This is a genomic window from Streptomyces sp. GL_148 (assembly GCF_057834205.1).
Genome location: NZ_CM174396.1, coordinates 1,218,529 through 1,241,361 on the forward strand (window position 1 = coordinate 1,218,529; position 22,833 = coordinate 1,241,361).

The 22,833-nt window shown below is 71.9% G+C and carries 17 protein-coding genes; 6 read left to right on the top strand and 11 right to left on the bottom strand.

What is annotated here, in order from left to right; translation table 11 throughout:
* Positions 1-89 precede the first annotated feature (89 nt).
* The 6 genes from AC3IYI_RS05505 to AC3IYI_RS05530 all read right to left on the bottom strand — a co-directional run bounded on the left by AC3IYI_RS05505 (position 90) and on the right by AC3IYI_RS05530 (position 8,536).
* Positions 90-2,783, bottom strand: a complete 2,694-nt coding sequence (locus AC3IYI_RS05505; protein ID WP_489409140.1) for a hypothetical protein — start codon at positions 2,781-2,783, stop codon at positions 90-92.
* The gene (gene pstS, locus AC3IYI_RS05510) at positions 2,783-4,576 is read right to left on the bottom strand and encodes a phosphate ABC transporter substrate-binding protein PstS (protein WP_489409141.1); all 1,794 of its coding nucleotides are present in this window, start codon (positions 4,574-4,576) and stop codon (positions 2,783-2,785) included. The genes AC3IYI_RS05505 and pstS overlap by 1 nt, the downstream gene beginning before the upstream one ends.
* Before the next feature lie 96 nt (positions 4,577-4,672).
* A complete protein-coding gene (pstA, locus tag AC3IYI_RS05515) occupies positions 4,673-5,986 on the bottom strand; it encodes a phosphate ABC transporter permease PstA (RefSeq protein WP_489409142.1) in 1,314 nt (437 codons plus the stop codon).
* On the bottom strand, positions 5,983-7,005 hold the full coding sequence (pstC, locus tag AC3IYI_RS05520; RefSeq protein WP_489409143.1) for a phosphate ABC transporter permease subunit PstC: 1,023 nt from the start codon (positions 7,003-7,005) through the stop codon (positions 5,983-5,985). The genes pstA and pstC overlap by 4 nt, the downstream gene beginning before the upstream one ends.
* Positions 7,002-7,562 (bottom strand): hypothetical protein, encoded by a 561-nt coding sequence (locus tag AC3IYI_RS05525; protein WP_489409144.1) that lies wholly within the window; start codon positions 7,560-7,562, stop codon positions 7,002-7,004. Before AC3IYI_RS05525 ends, pstC begins: the two co-directional genes overlap by 4 nt.
* Positions 7,563-8,056: 494 nt before the next feature.
* Positions 8,057-8,536 carry a DUF2000 family protein gene (locus AC3IYI_RS05530; protein ID WP_489411895.1) on the bottom strand — a complete coding sequence of 160 codons (480 nt, stop codon included), beginning with the start codon at positions 8,534-8,536 and terminating at the stop codon, positions 8,057-8,059.
* An 85-nt stretch (positions 8,537-8,621) separates the two neighbouring features.
* On the opposite strand from AC3IYI_RS05530, the gene AC3IYI_RS05535 reads away from it, so the two are divergent.
* The 3 genes from AC3IYI_RS05535 (at position 8,622) to AC3IYI_RS05545 (ending at position 12,408) form a co-directional block, all read left to right on the top strand.
* A complete protein-coding gene (locus tag AC3IYI_RS05535) occupies positions 8,622-9,449 on the top strand; it encodes a helix-turn-helix domain-containing protein (RefSeq protein WP_489409145.1) in 828 nt (275 codons plus the stop codon).
* A 291-nt stretch (positions 9,450-9,740) separates the two neighbouring features.
* The gene (locus AC3IYI_RS05540) at positions 9,741-11,729 is read left to right on the top strand and encodes a galactose-binding domain-containing protein (RefSeq protein ID WP_489411896.1); all 1,989 of its coding nucleotides are present in this window, start codon (positions 9,741-9,743) and stop codon (positions 11,727-11,729) included.
* Positions 11,730-11,811: 82 nt separating this feature from the next.
* Positions 11,812-12,408 carry a TetR/AcrR family transcriptional regulator gene (locus AC3IYI_RS05545; RefSeq protein ID WP_489409146.1) on the top strand — a complete coding sequence of 199 codons (597 nt, stop codon included), beginning with the start codon at positions 11,812-11,814 and terminating at the stop codon, positions 12,406-12,408.
* A gap of 36 nt (positions 12,409-12,444) precedes the next feature.
* Here the strand turns inward: AC3IYI_RS05545 and AC3IYI_RS05550 are convergent, their stop codons facing one another.
* Both AC3IYI_RS05550 and AC3IYI_RS05555 read right to left on the bottom strand, forming a co-directional pair.
* Entirely contained in the window at positions 12,445-13,347 is a 903-nt protein-coding gene (locus tag AC3IYI_RS05550; protein ID WP_489409147.1) for a formylglycine-generating enzyme family protein, read from the bottom strand.
* 89 nt (positions 13,348-13,436) lie between these two features.
* Complete coding sequence (locus tag AC3IYI_RS05555) at positions 13,437-14,396, bottom strand: LysR family transcriptional regulator (RefSeq protein WP_489409148.1); 960 nt, start codon at positions 14,394-14,396, stop codon at positions 13,437-13,439.
* A gap of 225 nt (positions 14,397-14,621) precedes the next feature.
* Here AC3IYI_RS05555 and AC3IYI_RS05560 point away from each other — a divergent pair, with 225 nt between their 5' ends.
* The gene (locus AC3IYI_RS05560; RefSeq protein ID WP_489411897.1) at positions 14,622-18,107 is read left to right on the top strand and encodes a M28 family peptidase; all 3,486 of its coding nucleotides are present in this window, start codon (positions 14,622-14,624) and stop codon (positions 18,105-18,107) included.
* A 95-nt stretch (positions 18,108-18,202) separates the two neighbouring features.
* Positions 18,203-19,330 carry a PP2C family protein-serine/threonine phosphatase gene (locus tag AC3IYI_RS05565; protein WP_489409149.1) on the top strand — a complete coding sequence of 376 codons (1,128 nt, stop codon included), beginning with the start codon at positions 18,203-18,205 and terminating at the stop codon, positions 19,328-19,330.
* Positions 19,331-19,419: 89 nt separating this feature from the next.
* On the opposite strand, the gene AC3IYI_RS05570 is transcribed toward AC3IYI_RS05565, so the two are convergent.
* From AC3IYI_RS05570 to AC3IYI_RS05580, 3 genes are all read right to left on the bottom strand, one after another.
* On the bottom strand, positions 19,420-20,988 hold the full coding sequence (locus AC3IYI_RS05570; RefSeq protein ID WP_489409150.1) for a hypothetical protein: 1,569 nt from the start codon (positions 20,986-20,988) through the stop codon (positions 19,420-19,422).
* 182 nt (positions 20,989-21,170) lie between these two features.
* Positions 21,171-21,365 carry a hypothetical protein gene (locus AC3IYI_RS05575; protein WP_388495237.1) on the bottom strand — a complete coding sequence of 65 codons (195 nt, stop codon included), beginning with the start codon at positions 21,363-21,365 and terminating at the stop codon, positions 21,171-21,173.
* 100 nt (positions 21,366-21,465) lie between these two features.
* Positions 21,466-21,615 (bottom strand): hypothetical protein, encoded by a 150-nt coding sequence (locus tag AC3IYI_RS05580; protein ID WP_489409151.1) that lies wholly within the window; start codon positions 21,613-21,615, stop codon positions 21,466-21,468.
* A gap of 101 nt (positions 21,616-21,716) precedes the next feature.
* Between AC3IYI_RS05580 and AC3IYI_RS05585 the strand changes: the two genes are divergently transcribed.
* Positions 21,717-22,727: a fibronectin type III domain-containing protein gene (locus AC3IYI_RS05585; protein WP_489409152.1), complete on the top strand. Its 1,011-nt coding sequence runs from the start codon at positions 21,717-21,719 to the stop codon at positions 22,725-22,727.
* Positions 22,728-22,833: the final 106 nt, after the last annotated feature.

Sequence of the window (22,833 nt, forward strand, 5' to 3'; positions counted from 1 at the left end):
CCGGGCACCACCTCCTTTCGTCGTGCGGAGCTTTCGTCGTGTGGAGCCGGGACGGGATGCGGGCTTCGGTCAGTCCTGGTCCGCTTCGGTCAGTCCTGGTCCGGCGGGCTCCAGTCCCTGGGGCCCGCCTTCTTGTGGGTCGCCCAGTCCGCCGGAAGGTCCGCGGGCCCGCCGGACGCCACGGCCGCTCCCCCCGCCGCGCCGCGCAGCGACCGCAGCCACGGCAGGGCCCTGGGCAGGAAGCGCGGGAGCACCGGTCCCGCGAAGGCCGCGAGCGCCCCGACCACGAGGCAGATCAGCAGGACGTTGCGGATGGCTCCGACCACCCAGTCCGGGGTGGTCCCCGTCGCCCGGGCCGCCGCGGCGCCCGAGGTGCCGGTGGCCCCCGCGCCGCCGGTGGTGGCCGCGGCGGCGGCACTGGGTGAGGCCGTGGCGGGGACGGTCGCGGCCGCGCCGCCCGCGGCGGAGCCTGCGCCCGCCGCCGAGCCTCCGGAGACGGAGGTCCCCGTACCGGCCGCGCCGGAGCCCGAGGGGGCTGCCGCGCCGCCCGGGCCCGACGGCGTACCGCCTGCGGCGCCCGGGGCCGGGCTGCTCGGCGCCGAAGGCTCCGGCGTCGGTGTCGGCTTCTTGCCCGCCTCGGTGCTCACCCGCTGCGCCGCCGCCCGGGTCTGGGCGCGCAGGGCTTCCGGCAGCGGGGCGTAGCCGTGCGGCAGGCTGCCCGCGGACACGCCCGGCGTCTGCCCCTGGGCGGCCGCGTAGGCCAGCATGGCGCCGTAGTCCCTGCCCTCCACCTCCGTGAGGTCGGCGGGCACGGTGGCGGCGTAGGTGAGGACGGTGAGCGGGTACGCCGCCGGGTCCGCGGCCGCCGGGTCGGGGGAACTGACCCCGTCGGCCCCGGCCTTGCGTGCGTTCGCGGCGGCGATCAGGGCCGCCGGCTCGGGGGCGACGAACGTGCCGCCGGCGTTGAGGAGTTCGGCGCGCACCAGGCCGTACCGGTCGGCGGTCGCGGTGTCGGTGACGGCGAGCACGGCGCGCGAACCGGCGAGTTGCGGCGGGTCCTTCTTGTAGGTGGGCGGGGTCGCCGTGGCGTCCCAGGAGGTACGGGCCAGGGTGTCCCCGCGGCTCGCGGCGCGCGCGGCGGCGTGCATGTCGGTGGCGTAGGGGTGCTTGTCCTGGATGCAGAGCGGGGACTCCGGGTGCTCCTCCGGGAAGGGCTGGCAGTACGGGTCGCTCTTGGGGAAGGTGTCCAACGGCACCGCCAGCCCGCGGTAGTTCGGGTTCACGGCCATGCCGGCGTACGAGGCGTCCCCGTGCGCGCCCGTGTTGTCGGGCGTGCCGTCGAGGAACTCCCGTGCGGCCGGGTCCCGGGCCACCCACTCCCACAGTTGCCGGGTGGTGTCGGCGAGCGGCTGCGGGACCAGCGCGTCACCGAGCTTGCCGCCGAAGTCCAGTCCCGCGTAGTCGGGGTTGTGGTGCATGAACTCCGGGTCGTGGCCCAGGTTCACCGGGTTCTTGGCGGTGCTCTCGGCGAAGCGTGAGTTGCCGTCCTGGTAGGACTCGGTCAGCAGCTTCGCCACCAGCCTCGGGGTCAGCCGAAGGGTGCCGAGCCGGGTTCCGTTGCGGGCCCTGACCTCGTCGGGGGCCTGGAATCCGGCCTGGCTCTCGATGAAGAAGCCGATGGTGATGCCGGAGAGGGCCACGGGTGCGTAGACGGGCTTGCGGTCGGGGTCGGGCGGCGCGGGCCGGCCGAGGAAGACCAGTCCGGGCATGCCGGAGAGCAGCTTGACGCGGGCCGTCTCGTCGGGGACCTGGGCGTAGCCGTAGATGGCCTTGCCGCCGGTCTGGCAGAGGGCGGGCTGCCAGCGGGTGACGGCCTCGGCGGCCATCTCGCTGCCGATGGTGCCGCGTTCCTCGGCGCCGATCGGGCAGTAGCTGCCCAGGGGTTCGAACCCGAGCGGGACGACGATGCGCTGCTTCCAGTTGGCCGGGCTGAGCGGGGAGGACTGGAGCTGGCCGCTGGACTGCGCGGTGTGCGGGCTGCCGTCGACCTCCTTCTCGCCGCGCGGCACGATCACCAGCCAGCAGCCGCGTCCGGTCACGGCGCCCTGGGAGCCGGGGGCCACGGAGCCGCAGCCGAGGCCGGGGGCTTCGACGGCGGTCTGGGTCTCGAACCAGACCTCGCCGGCGCCGCGGGCGTTGGTGCGGGCGTACGGAACCTCGTTGGTGCTGTTGACGTCGTAGAACTCGTTCCAGTTGCCGGGGCTGACCGGGTCCCCGCCCACGGTGCGGAAGGGTGCGTACGAGATCCCGCTCGGGGTGGGAGGTGGCAGCGGCTCGTGTTCCGCGTCCTGGAGGTTGGCTCCGTAGTTGAGCTGGCGGGTGTTGGTGTAGGCCCCGGCCTGGTTGCCCGCGCCCGCTCCGAGGGCGGAGGAACCGCCGAACTGGCACTGGTCGACGGCGGGCCCGGTGGCCTCGTCGCCCCAGCACTGCATGATCTGCAGGTAGTTGGCGCTATAGGCGGTGTCGGAGACGGTGGGCTTTCCGCCGGTCCAGGAGATCTTGACGACCTGGCCGACGAGGTTGCGGGTCTGGCCGACCGTCACCTTGAGGTCGGCGAAGTCGCCGGCCCCGGACACGGTGACCTCGGAGCCCTCCCCGCCGGCGGCGTACGCGGCCTGCGGGCCCAGGCCGGCGGGCCCGGAGGTGGCGACCACGGGGAGCAGCACCAGGCAGAGCGAGCCGAAGAGCAGCCGGATCCGGCGCTTCGGGAACGGTGTGCGCATCAGGACCCGCCTCCCGTGCGGCCGCGCCGCGTCAGGCGCCGGGTGAGCAGCGGCGGGGCGACCGTGACGGCCAGCAGGATCAGGGCGCCGAGCACCATCAGGACGCTCTGCAGGGTCCCGCCGATGCCGGTCGAGGTGGTGACGGGGATCCCGAACAGGTCGGCCGCGCCCGCCGCGAGGGGCTGCCCGGTCACCGGGTCGACTCCCCCGCCGTCCGCGCCGCCGCTGCCCGAGCCGTCACCCGTACCGCCGGTGGCGGCTGCCGCGCCGCTCGCGCCGTCGGCTCCGCCCGTGCCGCCCGAGGCCGCGCCCGCGGAGCCGCCCGTGGCTCCGCCCGAGCCCGTACCGCCCGTGGCGGCGCCGCCCGTGGCACCGCCCGTACCGCCGCCGGAGGCCGCGGCGCCGCCGGAGGCCGCCGCCCCGACGCCACCGGAACTGCCGGTCTGGGTCGGGGTCTTGTTGCCGCCGGTGCCGGTCTCGCACTGGGTGGGGCCCTGCTTGTCGCAGGCGGCGGGCATCGGGGCGGTCTCGGCCAGGGTGTTCCTGCCGTCGGCCGAGAAGGTGGGGTTGCGGCAGTTCTTGATGTCGATGTTGGCCACGGTCACGCCGGGGATGCGCCGGACCTGCTCCAGGCCGGCCTGGACGAGGTTGATGGGGAGCGGCGAGTAGCCGAGGCGGTCGACGGAGCGCTGGCCCTCGCACAGGAAGTAGTAGGCGAAGGCGCCCAGCGCCTTGCCCTTCTGCGGGTTGAAGTTCGATTCCTGCGCGGTCGGGATGATCATGTAGCTGTAGCTGGAGAGCGGGTAGGTGCGCTGGTCGTCACCCGTGTAGACGCCTTCCAGCTTCTGCGTGAGGTCGACGGGGTCGATCTGCGCCTTGCCCAGCGACACGGCGACGTTCTGCGCGGTGGGCTCGGTGTAGAAGCCCGACTTGTTGAGGATCTTGGCGACCGGGAAGCCCGTCGTGGAGACCGCGTAGGAGTACTCCACGTACGTGATCGTGCCGATGTTGCCCTCTTGGGCCACGTAGCCGGAGACGCCGTTGGAGCCGGACTGGCCGACGAACCCGCGGCCGGCGACGGTCGGGAAGTTGGAGGTCTGCCCGCAGGGGGTGGAGCGGCCGGCCTTGCTGCAGTAGGCGTCCCACAAGGGCCCGTGCTGCGTGCTCATCCACTTGGTCAGCTGGGCCGTCGTGCCCGAGCCGTCGGAGCGCACGACGGGGACGATCCTGCGGGCGGGGAGGGAGGCGGCGAGGCCCGGGTTGTCGGCCTTGATCGCCGGGTCGTTCCAGGTGGTGATCACACCGGTGAAGATCTTGGCCACGACCTCGCCGGACAGGCGGAGGTTGGTGACCCGGCGGTTGCCGATCTTGAGGTTGTACATGAAGGCCGTACCGCCCGAGACGATCGGCATGTAGCCGAACTTCCGCGCGGGCGGCGGGTCGACGACCCCCGAGTCCTTGATCCCGTAGGGGATCTCGGAGACCGCGAAGTCGACGGTGCCGTTGCGGAACTGGTTGCGGCCGTCGGACGATCCCGTACCGCTGTAGTTGACCGTCATGCCGTACTGCTTGACGTTGGCCCGCCACTGGTCGAGGGCGTTCTGGCTCCAGGTGGAACCCGCGCCGGAGACCGGTACGTAGCTCTCGGCCACGGCGGGCGCCGCGCCGGGCAAGGCGGCGGCCAGCGCCGCCAGGAGCAGCGCGAGTCCGCGGACGAGCAGGCGTCCGCGCCGGGCGGGTGCGCGGTCGCCCGAAGGGGCACGCACGGGGTATGCCGGGGGTCGTCCGGGCATGGGTAACTCTCCTGATCGGTCACAGATCGTACGAATGGACGCGGCGCGGGCCGCGAGGAACGGGGCGGGCTACGCCCCGGGCGGAGGTACGGCCTGTCACCCCTGTGGCTCCGGACCCCCGGCCTCCTCTTCGGTCAGTGCGAGGTCCCGCTCGGCGGCCCGGGCCCGCATCCGCTCCATGTCACGGGCCGACGCGAGGACCCGGCGGTGCTGGGCACCACGGCTGAGCTGGCCCGGGGCCTTGCCGCCGATGAGGCGGGCGAGCACGAACAGCAGCAGCACCAGGGCCATCAACAGGGCGGCGCAGCCGAACCCCCGGGCGATCATGGACTTCTCCGGGGACTGGACCAGGCTGAAGACCGCGAGCGGCAGCGAGAGTTGCGGTCCCTCGAAGGGATTGGCGTTGAGCCCATTGGCGATGCCCGAGGTGAGCAGCACCGGGGAGGTCTCCCCGACGCCGCGGGCGGTGCCCAGGATGACGGCGGTGGTCAGTCCGGAGCGGGACGTGGGCAGGACCACCGTCCACACGGTGCGCCACTGGCCGGCGCCCAGGGCGTAGGAGGCCTCCTTCAGCGAGCCCGGCACCAGCCGGATCACCACGTCGGAGGCCCTGATGACGATCGGCAGCATCATCACGGACAGCGCGAGGGCGGCGGCGAAGCCGGACTTGTCGAAGTGGAGCAGCAGGATCCAGGTCGCGTAGACGAACAGGCCGGCCACGATCGAGGGCAGCGCGGTCATGGCTTCGACGATGGTGCGGACGAACCGCGCGTAGCGGCCCGGGACTTCGTTGAGGAACACCGCGCAGGCCAGCCCCAGCGGCACGGTCACGGCCAGCGCGATGCCGATCTGCTGCAGGGTGCCGACGATGGCGTGCAGCGCCCCGCCCTGGGTCAGCGGCTCCAGCGGACCGGTGGCCGCCATGTCCTCGGTGAAGAAGTTGAGGTGGGCCAGGGCGTCCCAGCCGCGCATGAGCACGTAGCCGACGACGAAGACCAGGGCCGCCAGCAGCAGGGCGGCGACGCTGTGCACGAGGACCTGCGCGAGGCGGGCCCGCACGGTGGCGGCGGACTCGTCGAGGGACACGAGGACGGCGTAGAGGGCCATGAAGGCCAGGTAGAGGACGACCGTGAAGCCGAGGGGGGCGTTGAAGGGCAGCAGCCGGCCGAACAGCAGGGCGGTCACGGCGAGCGCGGAGGCGACCGCGCCCACCATGGCCAGGACGTCGCGGACGTGCAGGGTCGCGGTGTTGCGCCGGTGTTCGGGCGGGATGCCGACGCCGTCGTGCACCACGGGCGGACGGACGGTGGCGACGGGCGCCTCCGGAGCACCCGGAGCCCCGGGACTTCCCGGAGCACCCGGAGCGTCGGCGGCGCCCGGGCCGTGCGGCCTGTGTGTGAGGGCGGTCATGCGTCGGCCCCCGCTCCGGAGCGGCTGCGGGCCACGACCGAGGAGGCGGCGAAGTTGACCACCAGGGTCATCAGGAAGAGGGTGAGGCCGGCCGCCATCAGGGCGGACATCCCCAGGGGGCTGGCCGAGCCGTAGCGCAGGGCGATCAGGGCGGACACGGAGATGGCGCCGTTCTCGAGGATGTGCGGCTGGATGACGAAGACCGGGGAGATGATCAGGAAGACGGCGATGGTCTCCCCCAGCGCCCGGCCGAGCCCGAGCATGGTTCCGCCGATGATCCCGCCCCGGCCGAAGGGCAGGACGACGGAGCGGATGACGCCCCACTGGGTGGCGCCGAGCGCGAAGGCACCCTCGCGTTCGCCGGGCGGCGCCTGGGCGAAGGCCTCGCGCATCACCGAGCAGGCGATCGGCGTGACCATCAGGGCGACGACCATGCCGGCGATGAAGGTGGAGGAGGTGTAGACGGTGTTGGGGTTGAGCGGATCGCTCGGGTCGTCACCTGCCACCGCGAAGGGCGGGAACCAGCCCAGGTAGGTGGTGAGCCAGCGGGACAGGCCGACCACGTTCGGCTGGAACAGGAACAGCCCCCACAGGCCGTAGACCACGCTGGGCACCGCGGCCATCAGGTCGACCAGGCTGATCAGGGTCTGCTTGATGCGGCGCGGCGCGTACTCGGTGATGTAGAGGGCGGTGCCCATCGCCAGCGGCAGCGCGAAGAGGATCGCGACGCCGCCGATGAGCAGGGTGCCGACCAGGACCGCCGCCACGCCGAAGTTGTGGGAGTCGGGCTCCCAGGCGGAGGTGGTGAGGAAGGCCCAGCCGGCATCGTCCAGGGCCGGCAGCGCGCGGCCGCCGAGGAAGACGCCGACCAGGGCCATGATGAGCAGCACGGCGGCGCCTGCGGTGCGGGCCGAGCCGCGGAAGATCCGGTCGGCCGGGTCGCCGCTCTTGGTGAGGGCGCGCGGGGCGATGTGCTCGTCCTCGGGGGCGGCCGGAGGGATCACCGTGGTCGCGGTCACCGCAGGCCTCCCCCGCGCAGGGCCAGCCCCGGGGCGTCCCCGGCGCCGGGCAGCCGCAGACCGCGCAGACGCCGGGTGTGGGTGACGCCGGAGGCCACCTGCGCCTCGGCGGTGGCGGACAGGAACAGCTGGAGGCTGTGCCGGCATTCGCGCTGGCGACGGAAGGTGCGGACGGCCACGGCCACGCACTGTTCGTCGAGGACGAGCTGCCAGGTCCAGGCGCCGATGCCGGAGCCGGACACGGTGGCGGAGGCGGCGCCGGAGCCGAAGCCGGACACGGCGCCGGAGGCGGACACAGTGCCGGAGGCGGAGCCTCCCGGGGCCGCGCCCCCCACCCCACGGGTACCCGCAGCGGCCACCGCACCCGTGGACATCGCCACGATCGGGACGGCCTCGCCGATCCGTTCCCGGAGCCGTTCCACGGCCGCACCGCAGGCACCCAGCGCTCGGAACACGGAAGGGCTGCGGCCGAGTTCGTGATTGTTGGAGCCGATCAGGCGCCAGGTCACGGCGTCGGGCCCGCCGCCGTGACTGCCGTGGCCGCCGTCCCCGCACACTCCGTGCGATCCCCCCGCCGTCGGCGCAGGCGCCTGACGTCTTTCTACGTCCACCCAGGACACGAACAGAAAACGTGGCTGAGACACCGGACCGCCCCCCTTCCCCACAAGCCGTGCGTGGCCTGAAACCGGCCACCCACCCATGGCCGCGGGCATGACAATCCACGGGGCGTAGGACTCTGGGGCACACGGATCGGTGAAGCAGAAACGGAGAACACGTGAACGCGCGGCGGAGGCGCGTTTCGCCTGCGGCGACCGGAAGTTGGCGGGAAGCAGGACTACGGGAGGCCTCCGCCGGGACCCTCGGCCCCCTTTTCCGACCCGGCGGCAGCCGGAACCCGCAACCGCGGCAGGGAGGAGCAGCAGGGGCCGCCTCCCGCGGGGAGCGGCCCTCGGCCCCCGTGAACCGGCTCGGCCCGCTGAGGTCGATTGGCTGAAACGCCACCCGCCGCACGGCTTCCCGGCGCCGGGCTTCCCGTCGCCCGGCCGGCCCGTCAGCCGTGCATGCGGGCACCCTTGAGCACCTTGTCCACGGAGTTGCGCGCCCCGTGGACGGCGATCCCGACCAGGTCGAGCTGCTCCTTGCCCACCGCCGCCACGGCCGCCCGGTTGGCCCGGTCGTCGCCCGTGCCGAACAGGTCCGAGGTGAACACCGCCGTCGCCAGCCCGCGCCGCACCGCCCGCTCGTGCGCCACCGTCATCGTCTCCTTGCCGCCCTCGAAGACCAGTACGGGCTGGCGGAACATCGGCAGGTAGGGGGTCCCGTCGGCGTCCTCGTACGGCTCGCCGACCACCTCGGGGTACGCCGTTCCGAGCCCGCTGACGAGGAACGCGGTGACGTTCAGCCGCTGCCAGGTCTCCAGGTCGTCGCGCAGCAGCACCGCGATCTTGGTGTCGAACCGCACGGGCACGTCCCGCTCGCCCGCCTCGTTCCGCTTCTCACTCTGCACCTCGTTCTGCGTCTCGCTCTGCATCTCGCTCTGCGTCTCGTTCTGCATCTCGTCGCTCATGCCCTGAGACTGCCGGGCGTCCCCGCGCACGGTCTTGTACGTTCTTTGCGTGCAGCCCCAGCAGGAGGTTTCGGCCTGGCGTCCGCGGGTCGCGGGTGTCGTCGAGGTCTTCCACGCCCGCTTCACCGCGCACGCGTACCCCATGCACGTCCACGACGCGTGGACCCTGCTGATCGTCGACGACGGCGCCGTCCGCTACGACCTGGACCGCCACCGGCGCGGCACCCCGGGCGACACCGTGAGCCTGCTCCCGCCGCAGGTTCCGCACAACGGCTCCGCCGCGACCCCGCACGGGTTCCAGAAGCGCGTCGTCTACCTCGACACCACCCTGCTGGACGAACGCTTCATCGGCGCCGCCGTGGACGGCCCCGACCTGACCGACCCCGTACTGCGCCGGCGCGTCGGACAGCTCCACCGGCCCCTGGCCGCCCCCGGTGACGAGTTCGAGGCGGAGAGCCGGCTGGCCCTGATCGGCGAACGGCTGCGCACCCTGCTCCGGCCCCGCCTCGAACTCCCCCACGCCCAGGCCCCATCGCCCGGCCCCGGCCTCGCGCGAAACCTCCGCGACCTCCTCGACGAGCGGGCGGCCGGCGGCCTGTCCCTCGATGAGGCGGCCGGTCTGCTCCAGGCCCATCCCGCCCACCTGGTGCGTGCGTTCAGCGGCGCCTTCGGCATCGCGCCGCACCAGTACCTCCTCTCGCGCCGGGTCACCCTGGCCCGCCGGCTGCTCCTCGACGGCCGCCCGGCCGCCGAGGTGGCGGTCGCGGCGGGCTTCTACGACCAGTCGCACTTCACCCGGCACTTCAAGCGTGTCGTCGGCACCACCCCGGGGCGCTACGCCCGATCCTCCGCGCCCCGATCCTCCGCATCCCGCTGACGGCGACCCTACGGGCGAGTAGGGTGACGATCCATCAGGTCATGTGACCCGGACTCTTGACTCTGTACCCGGCAGTAGCGATTCTCGTCCCAATGCTTGCGCGGGACATGACAAACAGGTGCCAGGGCGGCCACGCCTCCGGTGGACCGTGTCCTCGACCGCGCCCTCCGCCGACCGAGGACGTGAGTAGTGGCCCTGACCCGAGAACCACGAAGGCAACGACCGGAGGCGCGCCCCCACCGCCGGCGCAAGCCGATCGCGATCCTGTCCCTGCTCCTCGGCCTGCTCGCCATGGCGCTCGGCCCCGTACCGGGAGCGTCGGCCGACAACGGCTGGTGGAACCCCACCGCACGGCCCGCACCCGACTCCCAGATCAACGTGACCGGCGAGCCCTTCAAGGGCACCGACGCCCAGGGCAACGTCCGGGGCTTCGTCGACGCGCACGACCACATCATGTCGAACGAGGGCTTCGGCGGCCGGCTGATCTGCGGAAAGCCGTTCTCCGACGCCGGGATCGCCGACGCGCTCAAGGACTGTCCCGAGCACTACCCCGACGGCAGTCTGGCGATCTTCGACTTCATCACCAAGGGCGGCGACGGCAAGCACGACCCCGACGGCTGGCCCACCTTCAAGGACTGGCCCGCCCACGACTCGCTGACCCACCAGCAGAACTACTACGCCTGGATCGAGCGCGCCTGGCGCGGCGGCCAGCGCGTCCTCGTCAACGACCTCGTCACCAACGGGGTGATCTGCTCGGTCTACTTCTTCAAGGACCGCAGCTGCGACGAGATGACCGCCATCCGCCTGGAGGCGCAGAAGACCTACGACATGCAGGCCTACATCGACAAGATGTACGGCGGCGCCGGCAAGGGCTGGTTCCGCATCGTCACCGACTCCGCGCAGGCCCGCGAGGTGATCAAGCAGGGCAAGCTGGCCGTGGTCCTCGGCGTCGAGACCTCCGAGCCCTTCGGCTGCAAGCAGATCCTGGACGTCGCCCAGTGCAGCAGGCAGGACATCGACCGCGGCCTCGACGAGCTGTACAACCTCGGCGTGCGCAGCATGTTCCTGTGCCACAAGTTCGACAACGCCCTGTGCGGGGTCCGCTTCGACGAGGGCGCGCTGGGAACGGCCATCAACGTCGGCCAGTTCCTGTCGACCGGCACCTTCTGGAAGACCGAGCAGTGCGCGGGCCCGCAGCACGACAACCCCATCGGACTGGCCCCGGCGGCCGCCGCCGAGAAGGAGCTGCCGGCGGGCGTGAGCGTGCCCTCGTACGCCTCGAACGCCCAGTGCAACACCCGCGGCCTCACCGACCTCGGTGACTACGCGGTGCGCGGCATGATGAAGCGCAAGATGATGCTCGAACTCGACCACATGAGCGTGAAGGCGGCCGGCCAGGCCTTCGACATCCTCGAGACCGAGTCGTACCCGGGCGTGATCTCCTCGCACAGCTGGATGGACCTCGGCTGGATGGAGCGGCTCTACAAGCTCGGCGGCTTCGCCGCCGCGTACATGGGCGGCTCCGAGGGCTTCAGCGCCGAGGCCAAGCGGACCGACGCGCTGCGCGAGAAGTACAACGTCGGCTACGGCTACGGCACCGACATGAACGGCGTCGGCGGCTGGCCCGGCCCGCGCGGGGCGAACACGCCGAACCCGGTCACGTACCCGTTCCGCAGCACCGACGGCGGCTCGGTCATCGACAAGCAGACCACCGGGCAGCGCACGTGGGACCTCAACACCGACGGCGCCTCCCACTACGGCCTGGTGCCGGACTGGATCGAGGACATCCGGCTCGTCGGCGGCCAGGGCGTGGTGGACGACCTGTTCAAGGGCGCCGAGTCCTACCTGCGCACCTGGGGCAACTCCGAGCAGCACAAGGCCGGGGTGAACCTCGCGGCGGGCAGGGCCGCCTCGGCGAGCTCCGCCGAGTGGAACCCGTTCATCAGCTACGCGCCCGGCAAGGCCGTGGACGGCGACCGGGGCAGCCGCTGGGCGAGCGACTGGAGCGACGACCAGTGGGTGCAGTTCGACCTGGGCTCCCCGTCCCTGGTCAAGCGGGTCACGCTCGAATGGGAGCGCGCGTACGGAAGGTCGTACCGCATCGAGCTCTCCCCGGACGGAACGAACTGGCAGACGGCCTGGTCCACGGCGAGCGGTGACGGCGGCCTGGACACCGCGCAGTTCGCGGGGGTCCCGGCCCGGTACGTACGCGTCCACGGAGCGGGACGCGGTACCCAGTGGGGTTACTCCCTGTACGAAGTCGGCGTATACAGCAGCTGACGGCGTCGAGCGGGGTGTCCGGGGGCCGGTGCGCCCGCGGACACCCCGCTCGGGGCGCACCGGAGCGAAGGGGAACCCGTACATGGCACGGATGCCGTTGACCGACCGGCGCAGGCAGCTGACGGAGGCGGCGATCCGCGCGATGACCCGCGACGGGGTGTCCAGGACCACGACCCGGTCCATCGCCGCCGAGGCGGGCGTCTCCCTGAGCGTCTTCCACTACTGCTTCGACTCCAAGCAGGCGCTGCTGGAGTCGGTCATCGAGACCATCACCGCGCACTACGTCACCCTCGTGAAGGCCGCCATCGTGCCGAGGCCGACGCTGCGCGAGACCATCCGGGCCGGCTTCCAAGCGTACTGGGACCACGTGGTGGCCGGCCCCGAGGCGCACATGCTCACCTACGAGCTCACCCAGTACGCGCTGCGCCAGCCGGAGTTCGGGCACCTGGCGCGCAAGCAGTATGAGTCCTACTGCGATACGTACACCGAGCTGCTCGAAGAGCTGCGCCGGATCACGCCGTTCGAGCTGAGCGTGCCGGTGGCCGTGCTGGCCCGCTATCTGGCGGCCATGACGGACGGGGTGACCCTGAACTTCCTGGTCCTCGGCGACGAAAAGGCCGCCGCCGAGATCCTGGACATGGTCACCGATCACGTGGTCGGTCTCGTGCGCACGGACTGAGCCGGCCTGCCGGGTCGCCGGGTCGCCCGGTCGCCCTCAAGCCGCCACGCGGAAGCCGATGTTGGACGTGGAGCTGTCGGGGGTGTTCGAACTGCGGGCCGCGACCCGGTAGCGGTTGCAGTACGAGTCGTGGCAGAGGAAGGAACCTCCGCGCATGGCGCGGGAGGCGTGGCCCGGGGCGAACGGGTCGGAGCACCACTCCCAGACGTTGCCCACCGTGTTGTACAGACCGTGGCCGTTGGGACGGTACGACTTCACGGGGACGGTTCCGAGGTGGGGTCCGGTGTGCAGGACGGGGAAGTCGCCCTGCCAGATGTTCAGCATCGCCCTTCCGTCCGGGGCCAGTTCGTCGCCCCAGGGGTAGCGGCGCTGCTCCAGGCCGCCGCGGGCCGCGTACTCCCACTCGGCCTCGGTGGGCAGCCTGGTGCCGGACCAGGCGCAGTACGCCGTCGCGTCGTTCCACGAGACGTGCACGACGGGGTGGTTCTGCCGGGAGGCGATGGACGAGCCGGGCCCCTCGGGCCGCTTCCAGGTCGCGCCGGACACCGCCCGCCACCAAGGGACCCCCTCCACGGCCGGTGCGGTGTCGGCGAGTTCCGCCGCGAGCAGGCCGGCGAAGACGAAGGAGAATCCGAAGTCCTCGGCTTCCGTGACGTGTCCGGTGGCCTTGACGAAGGTGGCGTACTGGGCGTTCGTCACCGTGGTCGGTGCGATCCGGAAGGGTGCCACCGCGACCTCCCTGACCGGGCCCTCCCCGTCCGCCGGAAATCCGTCCGCGGCCTCGGTGCCCATGAGGAACCGGCCCCCGGGCAGGTCGAGCAGACCGCGTACGGGCCGGGGCGCGGGGACCGCCGGCGCGGCGAGCAGGGTGAGGGCGCCGGCCGGGACGTCGTGGCCCGGGGTGCAGCAGGAAGAGTCCGAAGAGGACACGGTGGACATGGTTGCTCCGGTGAACGTCTGGCGGCCATTTCCCTGCGGAGCGTAAGGGGATCCGCACACCCGTTCCGTGTACGGAGTGTGAAATGACCTCAGTCGAGGGCCGGGTGGGCTTCCGGATGCTCGTCCCACCAGGTCCGGTGGAAGGGGTTGTTGTCCACATTGGCCAGGTACGCGGAGACGGCCGACCGGTAGAAGAGCTCCGCCTGCCGGGCCGAGACCGTCGAGCGGTTCCAGGCCAGCCGGATGCGGCCCGTGACCGGGGCCCCGATCAGCGGGCGCATCACCGTGCCCGCCACGGCGGGGGCGGTGGGCTGGCTGAGGGAGACGGCGCGGCCCGCGGAGATCAGGTCGTACTGCATCATGCGGTCGGTGATCCGGTAGCGCAGCGCGGGGACGAAGCCGGCTTTGGCGCAGGCCTCGACCAGCGCCTCGGGGCCGCCGTCGTCGTCCTCGACCAGCGTCATCCACTGCTCGTCGGCGAGGTCCGCGAGGTCGAGGGCCTCCAGCCGGGCCAGCGGGTGCCGGGCCGACATGCGGATGCAGAAGGGCTCCTTGGGGACCAGGGTGCGGGCCGTCACGCCCGCGGGCAGAGGCACCTCGTGGTCGTTCACCTCGCCGTACACGATGACGTCGTAGCGGCCGGCGCCGAGCATCCGCACCAGGGCGGTCACCGAGTCCTCGATGTTCACGGTGATCCCCCGGCCGGGCAGGACCAGGTCCTGCTGGGCGATCAGTCCGTCGATCAGCACCAGCAGGATGCAGCCCAGGCGCAGGGGGGCGTCGGCCGTCCGGGCCCGCGCCTCCGAGCCGAGGGCGTCCATCTCGCTGAGCACCCGGCGGGCCTTCGCCAGGACGAACTCGCCGAGCGGGGTGGGTTCGACACCGAGGCGGCCCCGGACGAAGAGTTCGCCGCCGGTGACCCGCTCGATCCGGCGCAGCTGGGCGGAGAGCGCCGGCTGGGAGACCCCGAGGATCCGCGCCGCGCCCCCCAGGCTTCCGGTCTCCGCTATCTGGCAGACGGCTTGCAGATGTCTCAACTCCAGCTGCATCCCGGCAGCTTACGCAGCGTCATCCTTCGCCGCCATAACGCCGGTCTTATGCCCGCAGGGATGTCCCGATGTCGTCATGGACACGCCCATACTCGGCCGCGAACAGCCAGACCGCCTTTCCCCGCCCCAACCCCGTCCCCGCCCCATCCGCATCCCCGTCCCATCCGCATCCCCGTCCCATCCCCCCCACACGATCGGAGTGGACTCTTGCAGCCCACCAGATGGATGGCCGCCCTCACGGCCATGGTGCTGACCACGGGCCTCGCCGGCACGCTGGCCACCACCGCCACCGCCTCGCAGAACGCGGATCCCCTCCCGCCCACCGCTGCCGAACGGGCGGTCGCCGCGGCCGACGCGGCCGTGCGCAGCGGGCTCGACAGCCTGGTCAACTCCCCGCAGCAGCAGTACGACCGGCGCCTGGTCACCCCCTGGGTGAAGGACCTCTACTCCGTCGCGTACGAGCGCAGCTACCGCGGCCTGCCGGTCGTCGGCGGCGACGCGGTCGTCCTCGCCGACGGGCAGGGCCGGGTACGCGCCCTCCAGTCGGCCTCCGCGACCGTGATCGACGTGTCGACCACCGCGTCGTTCTCGGCCAAGGCCGCCGAGGCCGTCTCCCGCGGCCGGCAGGTCAAGACCGACAAGGTGGAGAGCAGCCGGCTCGTCGTCAAGATCAAGGACGACAAGCCGGTGCTGGCCTGGGAGACCGTCCTGATCGGCCGGACCGCCAAGGCGCCCAGCAGGCTCCACGTGTTCGTGGACGCCCGCACCGGAAAGTTCGTCGACAGCTTCGACGAGGTGGTCGCGGGCAGCGGCAACAGCAAATGGAACGGCCCGAACCCGCTGACCATCGACACCACGGCCTCCGGTGGCACGTACTCCCTGCGCGACCCGAACCGGACCGGCCTGAGCTGCGCCGACTACAGCTCCGGCACGGTCTTCTCGAAGTCCTCCGACTCCTGGGGCACCGGCAACCCGACCTCCAAGGAGACCGGTTGCACGGACCTGATGTTCGCGGCGCAGAAGCAGTGGGACATGCTGAGCCAGTGGCTCGGCCGCAACGGCGTGAACGGCAGCGGTCGCAGCTTCCCGGGCAAGGTCGGCCTCAATGACGTGAACGCGTACTGGGACGGCAGCACGGTCACCATCGGCCACAACAACGCGAACGAGTGGATCGCCAGCGTGGACGTGGTGGCCCACGAGTACGGGCACGCCATCGACTCCAACACCCCGGGCGGCACCAGCGGCCAGGAGGCCGGGCTCGGCGAGGGCACCGGTGACATCTTCGGCGCGCTGACCGAGGCCTACATCAACGAGCCCTCGCCGTACGACACTCCGGACTACCTCGTCGGCGAGACGATCAACCTCGTGGGCAGCGGGCCCATCCGCAACATGTACAACCCGGCGGCCGTCAACAACGACCCGGCCTGCTACAGCTCCTCCATACCAGGCACCGAGGTGCACGCGGCGGCCGGCCCCCTGAACCACTGGTTCTACCTGCTCGCCGAGGGCACCAGCCCGGGCGGCGGCAAGCCGAACAGCAGCACCTGCAACCAGTCCACGCTGACCGGCGTGGGCGTCCAGAACGCCGGCAAGATCTTCTACGGCGGCATGCTGCTGAAGACCTCCAGCATGTCCTACAAGAAGTACCGCACGGCGACGCTCAGTTCCGCCAAGTCGCTGGACACCACCTGCGACCTGTTCAACAAGACCAAGGGTGCCTGGGACGCCATCAGCGTGCCCGCCCAGGCGGCTGACCCGACCTGTACCCCGAGCGGCCAGAACAGCGACTTCTCGCTGGCGCTGAACCCGGCTTCGGGCACCGTCCAGCAGGGCGCCTCGGCCACCACCACGGTCGCCACCGCGATCTCCACGGGCACGGCCCAGCAGGTGACCCTCACCGCGTCCGGCCTGCCGGCCGGGGTCACCGCTTCGTTCAGCCCGGCCACCGTGCAGTCCGGCCAGTCCTCGACGCTGACGCTGACCGCCTCCTCCAGCGCGGCCCCCGGCTCCTCGACCGTCGTGGTCAAGGGCCAGGGCACCAGCCTCTCGCACACCGTCGACTACGCGCTCACCGTCGGCGGCACCACTCCCAACCCCGGCGCGCCGAACATCGACGTGGCCGCGGTCCAGGCGCACCTGACCCAGTTCAACACGATCGCCTCCCAGAACGGCGGCAACCGCCGTGCGGGCAGCGCCGGTTACACGGCGTCGGTGACGTACGTCAAGGGCAAGCTGCAGGCCGCCGGCTACACGGTGACCGAGCAGAACTGCAGCTCGTGCACCTACCCGTCGAACAACCTGATCGCCGACTGGCCCGGCGGTCCCGCCGACCAGACGATCATGTTCGGCGCGCACCTCGACAGCGTCTCGGCGGGTCCGGGCATCAACGACAACGGCTCGGGCTCCGCGACCCTGCTGGAGAACGCGCTCGTCCTCGCCCAGAAGAACCCCACCATGACCAAGCACGTGCGCTTCGCCTGGTGGACCGACGAGGAGCAGGGCCTCAACGGCTCGAAGTTCTACGTCAACCAGCTCAGCAGCACCCAGAAGTCGGCCATCAAGGCCTACTACAACTTCGACATGGTCGGCTCGACCAACGGCGGCTACTTCATCAACAACGTCAACTCCACGGCGGCCGCCCCGCTCAAGGCCTACTGGACCTCCCTGAACCTCGCTCCCGAGGAGAACACAGAGGGCCAGGGCCGCAGTGACGACTACTCCTTCCAGCAGGGCGGCATCCCCACCTCCGGCTACGCGGCCGGCGCCAGCGCCCGCAAGACCTCGGCGCAGGCCACCAAGTGGGGCGGCACCGCGAACGCGGCGTACGACCCCTGCTACCACGCCTCCTGCGACACCACGAACAACATCAGCGCCACGGTCCTGGACCGCAGCGCCGACGGCGTGGCCTACACCGTCTGGAACCAGGCCGTCGGCGACACCACCCCCGGCCCGGACTTCTCGATCAGCGCCTCCCCGGCCACCGGCAGCGCCGCCCAGGGCGGTACCGCCACCTCCACCGTCAACACCGCCACCACCAGCGGCGCCGCCCAGACCGTCGCCCTGTCGGTGACCGGAGCCCCGGCCGGCACCACCGCCTCGCTGAGCCCCGCCTCGGTCCAGTCGGGCAGCTCCTCGACGCTCTCGGTCCAGGTCGGCGCGAGCACCGCGCCCGGCACGTACACCCTGACCGTCACCGGCACGGGCTCGGTCAGCCACACCACCACCTACACCCTGACCGTCACCGGGACCGGCCCCTCCTGCACCCCGCGCCAGCTCGTCGCCAACGGCGGGTTCGAGAGCGGCACCACCCCGTGGACGACCACCACGAACGTCATCACGAACCAGGCCGGCCAGACCCCACACGGCGGCACCTACAAGGCCTGGCTCAACGGCTACGGCACGACCCGCACGGACAGCGCCTCCCAGTCCGTGACCATCCCGACCGGCTGCTCCTCGTACCAGCTCGGCTTCTACCTGCACATCGACACCGCCGAGACCGAGAACACGGTCTACGACACCTTCACGGTCTCGGTGGGCGGCCAGACGCTGACGACCCTGTCCAACGTGAACGCGGCCTCCGGCTACCAGCTCAAGACGTACGACGTCTCCCGGTTCGCCGGCCAGAGCGTCACCCTGAAGTTCCAGGGCGTGGAGGACGCCTCCCTGCAGACCTCCTTCGTCGTGGACGACGTCACCCTCCAGGTGAGCTGACGCCCCCGGCACCCTGAGCACCACCCGGGCGGCACCCGCCCCGGCCCACGGCCGGAGCGGGTGCCGCCCGGCCGTGTGCGGTGTATGCAGGAGGCATGGACCCCTCACCGACGCACCCACGCTCCAGCAGCCTCCGGGAATCACGCGCGGTGCTGCTGCCGGTCCCCTTCGCCCTGATCGCCGTCGTCACGGTGGTCGACGTGCTGGCGCCGCCGGAGGTCCACCTGGGTCCCTTCCTGGTGGCCGCCCCCGCCCTCACGGCTTCGTTCGCCGGGCCGCGCATGACCGGCTTCGTGGGCGCCGTGGCGGTCCTCGCGCAGGTGGGCGTGGCCATCGCGCGCACCTCCCTGACGGACCTGAACCACACCTTCCAGATCATCGCCCTCGTCCTGATCTCGGCCTTCGTCACCTTCTTCGCACACTTGCGCGAAGTGCACGAGCGCCAGCTCACCCGGCTGCGTTCCGTCGCGGTCGCGGCGCAGCAGGTGGTCCTACGACCGCTGCGCGACCGGATGGGCCCGCTGCGGATCGCCGCGGTGTACCTGTCGGCCGACGCCGAGGCCCAGATCGGAGGCGACCTGTACGCGGCCGTCCGTACCGCCGACGGCACCCGGCTGATCATCGGCGATGTCCGGGGCAAGGGGCTGGAGGCGGTCGGCGACGCGGCCATCGTCCTCGGCGCCTTCCGGGCCGCCGCCCACCTGGAGGCGGACCTGCCGGGGCTGGTCGGCTACCTGGAGGCCGCCGTGGCCGCCGACCCCGACCGGGGCGCGGACGGCGCCGGGGGCCCCGGCCGGCCGGAGGAGGGGTTCACCACGGCGGCGGTGCTCGACATTCCCGACGGGGAGCCGTCGCTGTGGCTGGTCAGCTGCGGGCACCCACCCCCGCTGCTGCTGCGCGGGGGCCGTGCCATCCCCCTCCAGGTGGAGCATCCGGCGCCGCCGCTCGGTCTCTCCGAGTTCGTGGACACCGGCTTCACCCCGCAGTCCTTCTCCTTCGAGCCGGGGGACGTGGTCCTGCTGTACACGGACGGCGTCATCGAGGCCCGTGACGCATCGGGGGCCTTCTACCCGCTGCCGGAGCGGGCCGCGGACTGGCCCTGCGACGGCCCGGAAGCCCTCCTGCGCCACCTCTGCGCGGACCTGCTCGCCCACACCCCGGACGGCCTCCTGGGCGACGACGCGGCGATGGTGGCCATCGAGCGCGTCGGCCGGCTGCCCTGAGCGGGGGCCCGTCCGGTGGACGGGCCCCCGCGGTGGGTCGGCGTGGTGGGTCGGCGTGGTGGGTCGGCGTGGTGGGTCGGCGCTGTGGCTCAGCCGCCGTCGCGGACCGCGACGATGCCGTTGAAGACGCCGACGTAGGCCGTCCCGTCGGGGCCCAGCGTGATCGGGGCCCAGTTGTTGTCGTACAGCGGGCCGGTGCCGGTCAGCCGGCGCCAGCGGCGCTCACCGGTGCGGAAGTCGACAGCCGTGAGGTACCAGGCGTCGATCCCCCAGACGTTCGGCTCCTTCTCGTAGAAGTAGAGCAGTCCGTTCGCGGTGGAGAGCTTGGGGACCACGGAGGGCGAGCGGATCGCGCTCTGCCAGACCGTGTCGCAGCCGCTGCCGTCGGCGCGGACGTCGATGCGGCTGACGCCGCCGACGACCGACTTGCCCAGGACCAGCGACGTGACGTTCTCGTAGCCGTAGTTGTTCTCGACGACGATGCTGTTGCCCCAGGTGATCAGGGAGTTGTCAGTGGTCGAGGCGCCCGGCCCGAAGACCGGGACCTTGCACACCAGCCTCTCACCGTCGGGCACGTCCAGGCCCCGCTTGAAGACCAGCACGTTCATCCGGTCGTCGGCGTTGTCGGTGATCGCGACGTAGCCGTTGCCGAAGAGGTCCGGGGTGGTGCCCGACCCCTGGTTGACCGAGCCGGGTTTGGTTCCCGTACCCCGGTCGTAGGTCTGGCGCCACTGCACGACGGGGGTGCCGTCTGCGGAGGCGGTGAAGCTGTACAGCGCGTGGTCGGTGACGATGGAGACGCCGTCCTCGCCGACCGAGAAGGAGTTCTGGATCTCCTCCCCCGCCAGCCGGACCGAGCGGATCACCGAGGTCGCCGGGTCCACGGTGCCGACGCGGCCCTGGCGGGTGACCCACCAGATGCGGCCGTTCCAGTCGGGCATCACCGAGGTGACCGGGTCACAGGTTCCGGTGGGCCACAGGTTGGTCCAGTCGACGCAGTCGTGCGGGACCTGGCCGGTGAGGTCCCAGTCGTTGTCGACCTTGAACTCCCAGCCGCCGTCCGGCTTCTGCCCGTGCGAGAGCCTCAGAACGTGCTGGCGGGAGTCGGCCAGCACCGCCCGGTCCTGGTTGTCCAGGTAGAAGTAGGCGCCGCCCGAGGTGTCCTTGAAGATCTTCGAGAAGTCGAGCGAGGTGATCGCCTGGACCGTCGAGGAACGCTGCGGGAGCTGGTACTCCGCGAGCGTGGCGAGCGTACGGGGCTCCAGCAGTTTGACCTTGAAGCCACCGAAGGTGCCGCAGACCGTGACCAGCCGGCCGCCCGAGTCGAAGGTGGCGGTGGCGCATTCGCCGCCGAGGGCGGCGATCTTCTCGCTGGTCACCTGCGGGTTCTTGCCGAGCGGCCCCGACCAGGGCGAGGTGGCGCTGCCCGCCGCGTCGGAGTGCATGCCGCTGCGGCCGTTGGGCGCGAGGAAGGGGTGCTGCGGCGGGGCTTCGCCGGGCAGCGGCGCGGCCGTGGCCGGGGCGCCCTCGTAGTGACTGACCAGGCGGTGGCCAGGGGCCAGGGGTATCTCCTCGGCGGCGGCCGGCGAGACCCCGTACACCACCGCACATGCGGCGAGAGCGGGTGCCACGGCGCAGTTCAGCGCTCTTCGGAACATCCGGACTTCCTCCCTTGTCCTCAGTTTTATTGACATTGCGTCTGACATCGCGCCGGGGCCAGACGCTAGATCGCACTGCCTGAGGAGTCCATGGAAGAGCCGGATGATTCACGAAGGCGCAACAGTTGATCAACTCGCGGACGGAGAGGGGCGGGTGCCGGGTCGCCGGTACCGGGCGCGGGTCAGGGCTTGAAGCCTCCGACCACGTTCGCCGTGGCCGAGACCCCGTTGTGGATGGTCTGCGCGAGACTGCTGCTCGCGAGGTAGAAGCCGAGCAGGACACAGACGAGCGCGTGCGACAGCTTGAGGCCGCCACCGCGCATGAAGATCCATGCGAGGACGAGGAGCAGGACGAGGACGGAGAGGGAGATCACCATCGGAACACCTCCTTACGCGCCGCCATGGTGGCGCAGTGGGAGGGCCCTTCGGGCGAAACTCGTGTCCGCCAAACGGGTGTTGACGGTCCGTGACCGGTGTTCAGTCCTTGACGATCTCGCCCCAGTGGACCGTTCGCCCGCACCAGCGGCCGAGCAGCACGGGGTCGTCCCCCACCGCCGGCAGGCCCGCACCGGACTCCGCCGGCGGGAAGGGGGCGCGCAGGGGTCTTGCCCGGCCGCCGCGGGGCATGCCATATATGTCTAGACCTTTCCGGGGAGCCGGAAGAACCGGGGAGCCGGAAGAACCGGAGAACCGGAAGACCCGAAGAACGGAAGAAGAGGGCGCCCGCCGTGCACCACCCCGCACCCCGCACCGCGCCCCACCCCACGCACGCCTCCCCGTGGCCGTCCGTACGGGGAACGGCGCCCGCCCTCGCCGCCCTGGCCCTCGCGAGCGCCGCGCTGACGGCGTGCGGCGCCTCCGACACCACGCCCCCGGCGGCCCCGGCCGGGCTCACCGCCCAAGCGGGCAGCGCCACTTCGGTCCACGTCATGTGGCAGTCGCCCGCGCCCGCCGACGGGGTGACCTCCTTCCTCGTCTTCCAGGCGGACCGGCTGGTCCGTGAACTGCCCGCCGACAAGACGATGACCGACATCACCGGCCTCACCCCGCGGACGGCCTACGCGTTCACCGTCCGCGCCCGGGACGCCGCCGGGAACACCTCCCCGGCCGCTGCGGCCGCCTCGGCCACCACCCCCGCGGCCTCGGCCGAGGACCGGCAGGCCCCGACCGCCCCGCCCCGTACGGACGGGCAGGCCCTCACGCCCACCTCCGCCCGACTGACCTGGGCCGCGGCCACCGACGACACGGGCGTCACCGCGTACGACGTCTACCAGGGCGACGCCCGGATCCACACGGTCGGCCCCGGCACCACCACGACGGTCCTGGAGGACCTCCGGCCCGACAGCGCGTACACCTTCACCGTCCGGGCCCGGGACGGGGCCGACAACTCCTCCCCGGCCGGTCCCGCCGCGGACGTGACCACCCCGCCCGGGCCCGGACAGCGGACCGACACCGCTCCGGCCGAGTTCACGGCGGTCGCCTCGCCGGGCGCGGTCACCCTCGCCTGGACCGCCCCGGCGACCGGCCGGGAGACCACCGCGTACGAGCTCTACGTCAACGGACGCCCCACCACCGTCATCCAGTTCGGCGGGGGCGCCGTCCCGGCCGGCTGGGCGGAGCACCGCCTCACGGTCGCCGAACCGCCCGGAACCGCATGGACGGTGAAGCTCCGGGCGCGGCTGCCCGACGGCACCTGGGGCGCCTTCTCCGCAGAACGGCGGATCGTACTTGCCTCCTGAAGCCTCCTGAACCGCCTCCCGAACTCCGCGCGGTGGAGCGGTTCCTGACAACCCGTTCGTTCGATCTGTCCCGAACGGTACTGCGGAGAAAGAAGATCGCGCAGAA